The 14,643-nt window shown below is 23.2% G+C and carries 9 protein-coding genes; 4 read left to right on the top strand and 5 right to left on the bottom strand.

Annotated elements, in window-relative coordinates:
- Positions 1 to 17 precede the first annotated feature (17 nt).
- From D500_RS03270 to D500_RS03255, 4 genes are all read left to right on the top strand, one after another.
- Complete coding sequence (locus tag D500_RS03270; RefSeq protein ID WP_239759411.1) at positions 18 to 2,306, top strand: BspA family leucine-rich repeat surface protein; 2,289 nt, start codon at positions 18 to 20, stop codon at positions 2,304 to 2,306.
- Positions 2,307 to 2,373: 67 nt separating this feature from the next.
- Positions 2,374 to 4,668, top strand: a complete 2,295-nt coding sequence (locus D500_RS03265) for a BspA family leucine-rich repeat surface protein (RefSeq protein ID WP_239759409.1) — start codon at positions 2,374 to 2,376, stop codon at positions 4,666 to 4,668.
- A gap of 24 nt (positions 4,669 to 4,692) precedes the next feature.
- The gene (locus tag D500_RS03260; RefSeq protein ID WP_008364429.1) at positions 4,693 to 6,975 is read left to right on the top strand and encodes a BspA family leucine-rich repeat surface protein; all 2,283 of its coding nucleotides are present in this window, start codon (positions 4,693 to 4,695) and stop codon (positions 6,973 to 6,975) included.
- Positions 6,976 to 7,128: 153 nt separating this feature from the next.
- Positions 7,129 to 9,270: a PTS sugar transporter subunit IIC gene (locus D500_RS03255; RefSeq protein ID WP_195886735.1), complete on the top strand. Its 2,142-nt coding sequence runs from the start codon at positions 7,129 to 7,131 to the stop codon at positions 9,268 to 9,270.
- A gap of 29 nt (positions 9,271 to 9,299) precedes the next feature.
- On the opposite strand, the gene D500_RS03250 is transcribed toward D500_RS03255, so the two are convergent.
- The 5 genes from D500_RS03250 to D500_RS03230 are packed head-to-tail and all read right to left on the bottom strand — an operon-like array spanning position 9,300 to position 14,634.
- Complete coding sequence (locus D500_RS03250; RefSeq protein ID WP_008364431.1) at positions 9,300 to 12,209, bottom strand: cation-translocating P-type ATPase; 2,910 nt, start codon at positions 12,207 to 12,209, stop codon at positions 9,300 to 9,302.
- An 8-nt stretch (positions 12,210 to 12,217) separates the two neighbouring features.
- The gene (gene yihA / locus D500_RS03245) at positions 12,218 to 12,808 is read right to left on the bottom strand and encodes a ribosome biogenesis GTP-binding protein YihA/YsxC (RefSeq protein ID WP_008364433.1); all 591 of its coding nucleotides are present in this window, start codon (positions 12,806 to 12,808) and stop codon (positions 12,218 to 12,220) included.
- A 2-nt stretch (positions 12,809 to 12,810) separates the two neighbouring features.
- Positions 12,811 to 13,362: a hypothetical protein gene (locus D500_RS03240; RefSeq protein ID WP_008364434.1), complete on the bottom strand. Its 552-nt coding sequence runs from the start codon at positions 13,360 to 13,362 to the stop codon at positions 12,811 to 12,813.
- Position 13,363: 1 nt separating this feature from the next.
- The gene (locus D500_RS03235; RefSeq protein ID WP_008364435.1) at positions 13,364 to 13,942 is read right to left on the bottom strand and encodes a hypothetical protein; all 579 of its coding nucleotides are present in this window, start codon (positions 13,940 to 13,942) and stop codon (positions 13,364 to 13,366) included.
- Positions 13,943 to 13,944: 2 nt separating this feature from the next.
- Positions 13,945 to 14,634, bottom strand: coding sequence for a hypothetical protein (locus tag D500_RS03230; protein ID WP_008364436.1), 690 nt, complete (start codon positions 14,632 to 14,634; stop codon positions 13,945 to 13,947).
- Positions 14,635 to 14,643: the final 9 nt, after the last annotated feature.

Below are 14,643 nucleotides of genomic sequence, written 5' to 3'. Positions count from 1 at the left end.
TATATGGGCAAAATGATATGAAAAAACTTTTATATGCTTTAACAACATTAACATTGACTGTGTTATCAACTGCAAGCTTGATTGCTTGTAGTAAAAAAGATGAACAACCAAAACAATTGTCTAGATTAGAACAATTAAAAAGTGAAATTAATAGTTTAGAAAATAATGTTAATAAATACAATGAACAAATTAATAAAACTGAATTAGAAAGACAACAATTACTTGAAGAAATTAATAAAATTGAACAAGAAATTAAAGAACTAAAAAAGCAAGAAAGTAGTAAAAAAGAAGAATTAACTACTTTAAATAATAGAAAAAATAATATAAATCAACAAATTGATAAATTAAACTCTCAAATTGCTGTTATTGATCAAACTAGTAAAAAAGATAAAGAAAAAATAGCTTCATTAACTAAGCAAATTGAAGATGTCAAAGTTAATTTACAAAATGCTACAAAACAAAAAAATGTTACTATTGAACAAATCAAAAGTTTAGAAACACAAGTTCAAGAATTAAAAACAAAAACTGAAAAAGTAGAAAAAGAACTTTTAGACAATAGATCTAGAAAAGGTGAGTTAGATAAATTACAAAAAGAATCTCAGATTGAATCAGAAAAATCAAAAAGTATGTTAGATCAATTAAATAAAGAAAAAACAGATCTAACTACTCAAAAAACTAAGTTAGAAGAACAAATTCAAGCTGAAATTTCTAAAGCTAGTCAAAATGATAGTTCTTTATCTCAACTACAATCTCAATGAAAAGAATTACTAGAAAAAATCAAAAAGCTAGAAGATACAAACAATAAAAATCAAGAAGAAATAAATAAATTAAAACAAGCAAATAATAATGATAATCAAAAGATAAAAGAACTAGAAAAAAACAAAGCTAGCACTGAATCTGAATTAACAAAATTAAACAAACAAAAAGATGATTTGCAAAAACAAATTGATACTAAACAAAATGAATTTATTTCTAAAAGTAAGCAAGCTAAAAGTGCACAATCTCAATTAGAAACAATTAATTCTGATATTAAAAAAGCAGATCAAAGCATTAATGAAATTAGCACAAAATACCAAAAAGAATTAGAAAAAAGTAACCAATTACAAGAACAAATCAAAAATATTGAACAAGGCATAAAACTTCAAGAAGATGAATTAAAAAGGCTAATTTTTAATAAAGATGAAAAGCAAAAAGAAGTTGAAGCATTAAAAAATCAAAATATAGATGTTGAAAAACAAATTGATCAATGACAAAAAACTAATTTAAATCTAAAAAATCAACTTGATTCATTATCTAAAAAAACTAAAGAGTTAAATGAACAAAAAGAAAAACTTGATGCTGATATTAACACTTATTTTCAAAAGAAAAAAGAATTAGAAGATAAAAAATATCAACTAGTAAGTGAAATTTCTAAACTTAATAAACAAATAGAAGAAGAAAATCAAAAGATAAAAGAAAAGGAAAATCAGTTAGAAGAATTAGTAAATAAACATTCAGAAAAACAAAACAGAATTAGAGATTTAAAAGAAGAAAACCAAAGATTAGAATCAAGTATTAACGAACTAAATTCAAGATATGAATATTTAAAAAGCAAAACAGTTGAAGCTGAATATGATGGAGATAAATGTACTAAAATAGGATTTTTTTATAACACTGATACTGAAGAATATCAAATTCAAGAATTTAGAAAAACAACAAAAGAAGTTCCTGAACACTTACCAACTTTTATAAGTAACCTATCTTATTCTTTTAAAGGCAATCATCATTACCAAATAACTAATCTTGATAAATGAGATTTAAAAAATGTAACTAATCTTGAAGGAATGTTTCTAGATGCTTATTTATACAAGATGGATTTAACAAATTGAAATACATCAAATATTAAAAATATGAAAAAACTTTTCTATAATTCATATTTTTATCTAGGTGATATTTCTAATTGAAACACTTCAAATGTAGAGGACATGAGTGAAATGTTTTCAAATATTTGATATGGAATTGATCTTGATATTTCAACAAAACAAGCTAAAAAAATTCATTATCTTGACCCACCTAGAAACGAACTTTCATATGATGTTAAGTGAACTGCTTGAGATGTTTCAAAAGTAAAAAGAATGAAGAATTTAATTTGAAAAAGTCATTTGTATTCACCAATAAATACTTGAGATGTTTCAGGAATTGAGGATAAATATGAACATTTTGCGTGATATATAGGTGCTGATAAATTAGATGGACTTAGATGACCACAAAATACTAAGGGTGGAGAACCTACAACTCCTCCAATAATAAAATGACAATTCCTGTAGTTGTGGTTTTGAATCTTTATGTATATTAGAAACGTGCATAAACTTATAAATAAATAGGTAAATTAGTATGAAAAAACTTTTATATGCTTTAACAACATTAACATTGACTGTGTTATCAACTGCAAGCTTGATTGCTTGTAGTAAAAAAGATGAACAACCAAAACAATTGTCTAGATTAGAACAATTAAAAAGTGAAATTAATAGTTTAGAAAATAATGTTAATAAATACAATGAACAAATTAATAAAACTGAACTAGAAAAACAACAATTACTTGAGGAAATTAATAAAATTGAACAAGAAATTAAAGAACTAAAAAAGCAAGAAAGTAGTAAAAAAGAGGAATTAATTACTTTAAATAATAGAAAAAATAATATAAATCAACAAATTGATAAATTAAACTCTCAAATTGCTGTTATTGATCAAACTAGTAAAAAAGATAAAGAAAAAATAGCTTCATTAACTAAGCAAATTGAAGATGTCAAAGTTAATTTACAAAATGTTACAAAACAAAAAAATGTTACTATTGAACAAATCAAAAGTTTAGAAACACAAGTTCAAGAATTAAAAACAAAAACTGAAAAAGTAGAAAAAGAACTTTTAGCAAGTAGATCTAGAAAAGATGAGTTAGATAAATTACAAAAAGAATCTCAGATTGAATCAGAAAAATCAAAAAGTATGTTAGATCAATTAGACAAACACAAAACAGAACTAACTAATAAAAAAACTAAGTTAGAAGAACAGATTCAAACTGAAATTTCTAAAGCTAGTGAGAAAGACAATTCTTTATCTAAATTACAATCTCAATGAAAAGAATTACTAGAAAAAATTAAAAAACTAGAATATAAAAACAATAAAGATCAGGTTGAAATAAATAAATTAAAACAAACAAATAGCACTGATAAAGAAAAGATAAAAGAACTAGAAAAAAACAAAATTGATACAGAAAAACAGTTGACTGAATTAAACAAACAAAAAGATGATTTGCAAAAACAAATTGATACTAAACAAAATGAATTTATTTCTAAAAATAGTGAAGCTAAAAGTGCACAAACTCAATTAGAAACAATTAACTCTAATATTAAAAAAGCAGATCAAAGCATTAAAGATATTAATTCAAATTATCAAAAACAATTAGAAAAAAGTAACAATTTACAAGAACAAATCAAAAAAGTTGAACAAGGTATAAAACTTCAAGAAGATGAATTAAAAAGGCTAATTTTTAATAAAGATGAAAAACAAAAAGAAGTTGAAGCATTAAAAAATCAAAATATAGATGTTGAAAAACAAATTGATCAATGACAAAAAACTAATTTAGATCTAAAAAATCAACTTGATTCATTAGCTAAAAAAACTAAAGAGTTAAATGAGCAAAAAGAAAAACTAGATGCTGATATTAACACTTATTTTGAAAAGAAAAAAGAATTAGAAGAAAAGAAATATCAACTAGTAAGTGAGATTTCTAAACTTAATAAACAAATAGAAGAAGAAAATCAAAAGATAAAAGAAAAAGAAAATCAGTTAGAAGAATTAGTAAATAAACATTCAGAAAAACAAAACAGAATTAGAGATTTAAAAGAAGAAAATCAAAGATTAGAATCAAGTATTAACGAACTAAATTCAAGATATGAATATTTAAAGAAAAGAACGGTTAATGCTGAATATGATAATTATAAATGTACTAAAATAGGATTCTTTTTTAATGATGAAATTAATGATTATCAAATTCAAACTTTTGACAAATATACAACTGAAGTTCCTGAAGATTTACCAAGTTTTATTGGAAGTTTAGCTTATGCATTTAAAGCAAACAATAATTACAGAGTAAAAAATTTTGATAAATGAAATGTTGAAAATGTAACAAGTATCGAAGGAATTTTTGCTGATTCTTATATGTATGATGTTAATTTAAATAACTGAAATACAAAAAATATAAAAAATATGAAAAGAGCATTTTATAATTCTTCATTTTGTTGTGGAAATATTTCTGAATGAGACACTTCAAATGTTAAAGATATGTCAGAAACATTTAGTTGAGTTTCAAGTCATATACGTCACGATATTTCAACAAAAATAGTATCAAGAGTTAAATATCATGATGCTCCAAGAAATGAACTTTCTTATACAGTAAGTTGAACTGCTTGAGATGTTTCAGGTGTTAATAAAATGAAAGGCATATTTGCAAGATCTTGATTTAATGGATCATTAGAAAGTTGAGATGTTTCAGGAATAACTGATGATTATGACTTTTTCCCACATTATATAGAATTAAGTAATTTTTATAGAGAAAGATGACCTCAAAATACTAAAGGTAGAGAACCAAGTTTTTGAGAAAATCTTGTTCCTCCACACGTTTTAGAATAATTGAATGAATAATAGGTAAATATTATGAAAAAACTTTTATACACTTTATCATCACTAGTGATTAGTTTATTATCAACTACTACTTTAATAGCTTGGATTAGTAAAAAAGAAGAAGAATCAAGCCAACTAATTAGACTAGAACAATTAAAAAGTGAAATTAATAGTTTAGAAAATAATGTTAATTTGTACAATGAACAAATTAATAAAACTGAATTAGAAAAACAACTACTAGTTGAAGAAATTCAAAGAATTGAACAACAAATCATAAGTTTAAAAGAACAAAAAACTAGTAAAAAAGAAGAGTTAAACTTATTGACTAATAAAAAGAATAGTATAAATCAACTAATTAATAAATTAAACTCCCAAATTGTTCTAATTGATGATGCTTCTAAACAAGAAAAAGAAAAAATTTCATTTTTGCTAAAACAAATTAATAAAACTAAAAATCAACTAAGCACTACTATTAATCAAAAAAATATAAATATTAAAAAAATAAAAGATCTTCAAATTCAAGTTAATCAGTTAAAAGAAAATATTAAACAAACTGAATCAGAAATTCTAGAAAATAAATCAAAAAAACAAGAACTTATCAAATTAAAAAATATAACTGATTATGAAGTTAATAAATTCAAAAGTATGTTAGATGATCTTAAAATTAGTAAAGATAATTTAAATAAGCAAAAAATTGAATTAGAAAACAAAATTCAAGCTCAACTTAATGAATTTAGTAAAAAGAAAAGTAGTATACTTGAACTAAGTAAAAAACTAGAAAGTTTATTAACAAATATTAAGAAACTAGAAAATCAGTATCAACAAACTTTAAATAAAATAAATAAACCTAATAAAAATAATCAAAAAGATAAAGCAACTTTAAAAGAATTAGAAATACAAAAATCAAAATTTAAAGCACAACTAAATGAACTAAATACACAAAAAGATCAATTAGAAAACCAAGTTGATAAAAAACAAAAAGAGTTTATTTCTAATGATTTTAAATCTAAACAACTAGAAACTAATTTAGAAAAAATAAATCAAACTATTAAAAAAAATGAACAAAATACTAAAAATATAAATTCTATTTATCAAAAACAATTAGAAAAAAGTAAGAAATTAGATCAACAAATTAAAAAAGTTGAACAAGGTATAAAAATCAAAACTCAAGAACTAAAATTACTATTATTAGATCAACAACAAAAAGAAGAAGAATCAAATAATTTAATTACTAAAAATAATGATCTTCAACTAAAAATTGAGCAATTAAGTAAAAATAATAAAAATCTAAAAACTGAATTAGATATTTTGGTTAAGAAAACCAAACAATTAAATGAACAAAAAGAAAAACTAGATGCTAATATTAGTACTTATTTTGAAAAGAAAAAAGAATTAGAAGAAAAGAAGTATCTAATAATTAATCAAATTTCTAAACTTAAAAAAAGAATAAAACAAGAAAATAAAAAGATTAAAGAACAAGAAAATTATTTAGAAAAAATACCAAACAAATCTTTAAAAAGCCAAAATGATCTAAAAGAAATAAAACAAGTAAATCAAAAACTAAAAGCAGATGCTGATGAACTAGGTTCAGTATATGAATTTTTAAAAACAAGACCAGTACAAGCTAGATATGATGGAGATGTTTGTACAAGAATTGGATTTTTTTACAATGATAATGAAAGATACCAAATTGAACCGTTTAAAAAATCAACAAAACAAGTTCCTAAAGACATACCATCCTTTTTAACTGATTTATCTTATGCTTTTAAAAAGAATGAAAATAAAAAAATCATTAATATTGAGAATTGAATCATTGATGATGTTATAAGTATTGAAGGTATTTTTTCAAATTCTAATGTAAATATGAACTTAAATGATTGAAATACAAAAAATGTAATAAATATGAAAAGAGCATTTTATAATTCTTCATTTTGTTGTGGTGATATTTCAAAATGAGATACTTCAAATGTGCTTTATATGGAAGAAATGTTTAGTAGAGTTGGAACTATTAAAATAGATCTTTCAACAAAACAAGCAACTAAAACAGTATATCAAGATCTACTAGGAACTTTGATTCCTTATAAAATTACTTGAACTGCTTGAGATGTTTGAAAAGTATTATCAATGAAAGATATTTTTTTAAATTCTTCATTTTATGGTTCATTAAACACTTGAAATGTTAGAAACATTACAGATACATATGATTTTTGACCAAAATATATCCAATTAAAATGATTTGCAAAATGAAGATGACCAAAGAATACAAATGGTAGAGATCCTTATTTTTGAGAAAATTTTTCTCCAGTAATTCTATAATTATTAAATTAGTTAAATTAACTTTAAAAAATCACCTTTTATATGCTTAAAGTTTCTATAAACTAGTTTAAAATTAATATCATATAAGACATGTTTTTGCAATGTCTTATTTCTTTTTTATTAATAAAAATTATTAGAATTATAGAAAGAAAGGTGAATTTCATTATAGTATTTTCTCAATCAGTATCGTTTGGACAGCAAGCTGTTGCCTTTCTAAAAGGGACATCATTATTAATGTTAGTACTTGTATTTTTTACAATTTTTTCATACTATGTTCCTAAAGGTAAAAGAGCAATGTCTGGTTTATCTGGAGCTGTTTGTGCTACTTTTTTAATAGAAGTTTTTAACTTTTGAGTTTTAGGAAGAATTCCAGTAATTGGAGATTTTACTAGAATTATTGGTAGTGTAGCAGGAACTTTAGCAGCTCCAGCTTGTACAATACTTGTAATTATTTTAATGGGTGGAAATCCACTATTTGCAATTCTATGTGGTACTGCTGTATTTGGAGTAGGTTTATCAGTTGATGTTGATGGTATATCTAAATCAATCGCTAGAACTTTAGTAAATACAACTACAACTGATGGTCAAAAATTATTATCTGAAGACAATTCAATTAGAGTTATTGCTGAATGAGTAAAAGGTAATAATTTACAAGGTGAAATGTTAAACACTTTTGAAAAGATTAAATCTAATTTAGTAATAAATGAACAAAAAGATATTTTAAAAACTATATTTAGTAGTCAATATATGCCAAGTTTTGCAATGAATCTAAGAACTACAGTTGGAGCATTTAATATTTTAGCTGGATTAGTTGCTGGATATACAATGTATTGAGCTTTAGTATTATTACAAAAATATGCACCTGATGGATTAGATTTAATTATTGCATTATTAATAATTGCTCCTTTAACTGCTTTAACAGCAAAATTTGGAGCTAATGTTGTTGCTCCACTTCTAAAAGGAATAGGTTCATCAATCGAAGTTGCAATTAATTTATCACCAATCCCAATGGCAATTGTTGTTGGAGGTTTCTTAACAGTTGTTGGTACTTCACCACTATCATCAATGGCTCTAGCAGTTGGTTTAGGTCTTCAAGGTTCAGCAATGGCTGTAGGTAGTGTTGCAGCTATGGGTTCATCATTTATGAATGGTGTATTATTTGCAAGAATGAAATATGGTGATAAAAAACAAACAATCGCATGTGCAATAGAACCATTATCTCAAGCAGATATTATTTCAATGAATCCTGTTTCAGTTTATACAACTAACTTTATTGGTGCTGCTGCTACTGGTGTTTTAGTAATTATTTATGGTCAAAATATTTTAAATATAGAACAATCAGTATTTATGATTAACTCAAATAGTTATGAAATTGTTCGCGGATTTACTCAACAAGGAGTTGGTTTAGCTACCCCATTTGGTCCAGTTGCTATGTTTGGTCAAGGTGGTGGACAAACTGCTAAAGTATTGACTCAAAACTCAACTCAATATGCTACTTGACAGTTAAATATGCATCTAGCTATTTTATTAGTACTAACTGCTGTATTAAATGCAGGAGCTGGATTATTAGGTGGTTATATGTTTAGACATAGTAAAAGAACTACTTATTTTGAAATATATAACTTACCTTTACCTTTAAAACATCAATATTTATTAGAAGAAATTGAGTTATTCCAAAACAATAAACGTCGTTTTGCCTGACAATGAAAAACAATCATTTTCTTTAGTAAAATTAAACAAACTATTAGAGTTAAATCAATTATTTATATAAAAACATTTATTGAATGTTTTAATAAGTTTATTTCTGAAAAAGAAGAAACTATTAAAACTAAAAAAGATGAATTACTACATACAAGTACTTCAAAACAAGAATTCAAAACTAGTTATAAAAAAGAAAAAAAACAAATTATTATTGATCTAAAAAATAAATGAATTAATAACTATAAATCTGAAATTCAAAAACAAAAACAATACTATAATGATCTAATGTTACATTTTAAAAATGAATTAGAAACATTAAACCAATTAGTAGCTAAAAATAAACAAATGAGTCAAAAAATTACAAACGAAGATAAAACTAAATACAAAAAATTAAAATCTGAATTTAAAAAGACTCAAAAACAAAATCATCAATTAGCTAAAACTAATTTAAAAGGTTCTGTTGGAAAAGATAGATTAACTAAATTACATAATAAAAAGATGCAATTCATACAAGATCATATTGATTTTTATAAACAAGTATCACAATTCTATCCACAGAAAAAATTTGTTATTAAAACTTTTATAGAATCATAATAATTAGTTAATAAATAAAAAATCAAGCCTTACATCGCTTGATTTTTTTTATCTTCTTTTAGTTTTTCTTTTTGCTCTTGATCAATAATTTGATTAATTATTTTTTGTCTTTTTTCTCAAGTTCTGTTTGATAAATGATATGAATAAAATTCAACAGCATCAGTTATTAAAATAAATGTAAACGGAATTAAAGCACATCCTAGACTTGAAAAGAAAATTCACATATTTTTAGAAGTTCAATTAATATATGTTTTTGTATCATTAATACCAGCTAAACCAAATACTTTTGAATTAAATACTGGTATTGAAAAGACAAGTATTGAAATTAATAAAGCTATAATACATGCATAAACTAAAGGTTTTGAAATAGTTCAATCAATTTTTTTAGTGTCTTTTCAATTTGTAAGTTTTATTAGATGAGTAAATAGAATTGGAGCAATTATACTTGTAATAAACATACTAGTTCTTCCAAATACTACAAAATCATGCATATTATCTAAATTACTTAATAGAACACCATTATTTTGTTTGATAAATAAGAACCAATTTTTAGCTTTAACATATCCATCTAAACTATTATAATAATCAAGATTTGTAACTGACATTCCAATAATAAATGAAATTATTTGAGCAGCTGATAAAGATAAACCAACTTTAAATAAAGGTCAGATAATTTCATTTAAAATACTTTTATTTCTTAGTTGAGGTTTAGTTTTTAAAAGTGTTCTATCAATTGGACTCATTCCAATTCCAAAAGCTAAACAAGAATCAACTACAAGATTAATAAATAAAATATTTGTAGCAGTTAGTGGTGAAATTCTTAATAATAAAGAAATAATTACAATACTTATAACATTTGCAAAGTTAAATCCTAATAATAAAACAATTGCTCTTCTTATTTTTTGATAAACATTACGTCCTTCTAAAACACCAACCATCATTGTGTTTAGATCGTCATTAGTTAAAATAACATCTGCTGCTTGTTTTGCAACATCAGTTCCACTAACACCCATAGCAACACCAATATCTGCTATTGCTAAACTTGGAGCATCATTAACTCCATCTCCAGTCATTGAAACTATGTATCCTTTTTTTTGTAAAGCTTGAACAATTCTTACTTTATGTTCTGGATTAACTCTTGCAAAGATTTTAATATTATCAATTGCACTTTCTAATTCTTGATCAGTATATTGTTCTAATTTTTCAGAAGACATTACTTCATATTGAGTATAAGCTAATTCTAAATCTCTTGCTATTGCTAAAGCTGTAATTGCATGATCTCCAGTAATCATAATTGTTTTAATACCAGCTGCTTTTGCTTGTTGAATAGCAATCAAAGCTTCTTTTCTTATAGGATCAATCATTCCAACTGCACCTATAAAAATTAAATCTTCTTCAGTTTTTTGGCTTTCATCTAAAATTGGTTTAACACCAAATCCTAAAACTCTTAAAGCATCATCACTTAATGATGTTGATAATTTTTTAATTTCTTTTTTATGAGTATTTGTTAATTTAACAATTTTATTATTAATAAAAATCTTAGTACATTTTTTTAATATTTGATCTAAAGCACCTTTTGTAAATACAAACTGTTGTTCATTTTCTAAAACATTAACAGTTGTCATTAATTTTCTTTCACTATCAAAAGGAATTTCAAAAATTCTTGGATATTTTTTTCTAAACTCTTGTTCATCAATTTTTATTTGATCTGCAAAATCAACTAATGCAAGTTCAGTTGGATCTCCAATTCTTTCATCATTTTCAGTAATTGAATCATTTGGTAGAACTAAAGATTTTAAAAATAAATCTTTTGCTTGCTCATTTTCAGTTTTATTTATAAACTCATCAGCTAATATGATTTCATTATTTCAAATTAGCTTTTTAATAGCCATTTTATTTTGAGTTAATGTACCAGTTTTATCAGTACAAATTACATTTACAGAACCTAAAGTTTCAATACTTTCTAACTTTTTAACAATAACGTTATTTTTTGCCATTCTTTTTGTTGCAAAAGATAAAGCAATAGAAACAATTGCTGAAAGTGATTCTGGAATTACTCCAATTGCTAAAGTTATTGAAATCATTAAATAAGTTGCTCAGTTACTTTTATTTGATGAAATTATAAAACTTAAAAATACAAAAATACTGATAATAATAGCTAGAATAGAAATTAAATAACTAAATCTATTCATTTTCTTTTCTAAAGGTGTTACTTGTTCTTCATTATCAGAAATTGTTTTTGAAATTTTTCCAATTTCAGTGTTAAGTCCAGTTTTAATTACTACTCCAACTGCTCGACCTGAAGTTACAAAAGTAGACATAAAACAAATATTTTTCTTATCAGCTAAAATGTTTGTATGTTTTATTGGTCTTGTATTTTTTTCAACAGGAACTGATTCACCAGTTAAAATTGATTCTTCAACCATACAATCACTAGATTCTAATAATCGTAAATCAGCAGGAACATATTTACCAGCTTCTAGAATTACAATATCACCAACCACTAATTCACTAGCATCAATTTCTTTAACAATTGAATCTCTTAAAACAACAGCCGAAGGTTTTGATAATGATTTTAAAGCATCAACTGATTTTCTAGCTTTGATTTGTTGAACTGTTTCTAAACTAGCATCTAGTAAAATAACTCCCATAATTACAATAAAATCAATAAAATCATCAAACTTAACTTCAAAATGTTTTGATGAAATCAATGGTGCAACTACTGAAATAATTGCTGCTATAAATAAAACAATTTGAATTGGTTGAACTAAAGATTTTAAAAAGATTAAAATAGCTGGGGTCTGTTTATTTTTTGCTAATTCATTTCTACCATTTTTAATTAATAATTCATTAGCATTTTGATTGGTTAGTCCAGTTTTAATATTTGTATTTAATATTTCTTGAACTTCGTGAATCGTTTTTTGTTCTAAATTATCCATATATAAAACTATTTACCCCCTAAAAGTTTGTCTATTAATTCATAACACTTTATAATATTAGTCTTATTCAAATTAGAAATCTTTATAAACTCATCTTCTTTGTAAAAATTTATTGTTTCTTTTATGATTTTTTCATTTTTAACATATTCGCTTTTTTTTAATTTATCTAATTTAGTACCAATAATCACAACTGGAATATTATAATGCTTTAAAAATTGATACATCATCACATCATCATTACTTGGTTTATGTCTAAGATCTAATAATAAAAAAACACCTTTTAAATTTTTACGATTAATAAAATATTCTTCCATCATTTTAGCAAATTGAATTTTTAAATTATCATCTACTTTTGCATAACCATATCCTGGAGCATCCACTAATCGATACTCACCTTTATTAATGTCAAAAAAGTTTAATAATCTAGTTTTTCCAGGTGTATTTGAGATTTTTGCTAGTTTGTTATTATTTGTTAAAGAGTTAATAAAACTAGATTTTCCAACATTACTTCTACCTATTAAACAAATTTCACTAATATCATCATCTATTCAGTTACTTTTATTTGATGCTGAAGTTATAAAACTAGCTTGTTTTATCATCTTTATCCTTTCTTTACTAACTCTTTAAAATTTGTTTCAAATCATTTATCTAAATCATTTTTTTTATAAATTCATAATCTATATTTTCTACTATGGACACTAATATAAACTACTCTTATAAAATGTTTTGTAATATGAATTTGAAAAATAGATCTTAATTCAACTATTCTATTAACTAAAACTAGATATTTTTCAGTTTTAATTACTATTAACTGATTTGTTAAAACCAATAAAACTACAAATAAAATATATTGACAAATAATCATAAATATAGCAATTGTTTCATATAAAAAAGCTTGATTTAATAAATTTGTTAGTTTTAAAATTGTAATAAATATTATAACAAAAAGTGATATCGCAAAAGTTAAAATGTTAACTAGTTTGATTTTATAAAAACCTTTTTTATCAAAATTATATTCTAGATATTCATCTTTTATTTGGTTATAAGTTTTTTTAACTTTATTTCATCAATAAAAATTAACAATAAAAGATCCAATGCTTGATAAAATAACTGAAGAAAATAAAATAATATAAGAAATAAAATTATCTTGCATATTAAAACTCCTTTTTTAGTTTTTTAATAACTAATACTAGTAGAAAAACATCACCTAAAATTGTAAGACTTTGGTCTTTTATTTTTATAACACAGCCTTTTTCTAAAAGATTTTTATCTTTAATTACACAAATACTACAACTTTTAATTTCATCAATTTTATACTTATAAAACTGATCGTTATCATCAATTACTAAATGTAAATTAGTTAAATATAATTTTGTTGGTTCAAAATGATAACTTGTAGTTTGATATAAACTTAAACTCTTTTTTAAAACTAAATAATCATCATCAAAATAATCTTTATAATCAGGTGTTTTTTCATTTGTTTTTGATATTAAAAGTTCTTTTTGAAATAATCCAATTTCGTTTTCTGGTAGTTCATATTCAAATTCAATTTCACTTAAATTAGAATCTTTATTTTCTAATTTATATTTATTTCAATCTTCTAAATATTTGTTGTTAAAATGAATAAAATCTCTATTTTTGATTTGATATAAATAAGCTAATATAAAAGTTATTAATAAAAATACTAAATATATTACTATAAAAATTATTATTGTAATTACTTTACTAGACATTTTTATTCTTCTTCATCATCAAATAAACTAGATTCATAAAAGGTAATAAAATCAATTAAGCTTTGTGCATTAGTTAAAATTTCTAATTTTAATAAATCCTCTTTATTATCAAATTTTGTATAATTATCTAACATGTTAAATAATAGTTCATTAGCATAACTAAAATCTTCAAATTCAGTTTCTTTAATTAATAATTGATAAATTTTTTTAAATTCAGCTTTTTTATCAAATAAATCTTTATAAATTTCTTCGTTTTGTTTATAAATTTCTGAGTTGTTTTTTAAAACTTCTTGTTTTATATTATTAATAAATTCTTCTTTTTTTTCATCTGTTAAATTATCAATATAATTAGTTTCTAATTGTTCAATTTTTTCTATTAAAAAACTATTTGATTTTAAATAAATAGCTAGATGTTTTGCTAAAAAATAACTACTTAGTAAATGAAATTTTGTTGAATCTTTAATTTGTAAAATTTGGTTTAAAATTTCATTTTCAGCTTGTAATAAATTATTAGTTAGTAAATCTCATTGGTCATATTCATTAACTACTTCAAAATCAGCTATTAATTTTTCTATTAGATCTGTTTGTAAATTTTCTTGTTCTAATTCTTCTTGAATAAAATCTAAATTAGTTAAAATGTAAGCTAAACCTGATTCAAAAAAATCAGTGTCAAAAATCTCATTTTTATTCATAAAAAAACT

It is taken from the genome of Mycoplasma feriruminatoris, from assembly GCF_000327395.2.
Classification (GTDB): Bacteria; Bacillota_I; Bacilli_A; order Mycoplasmatales; family Mycoplasmataceae; genus Mycoplasma; species Mycoplasma feriruminatoris.
Note: the sequence above shows the minus strand (reverse complement) of the source record. Positions and strands in the feature narration are given on the sequence as shown.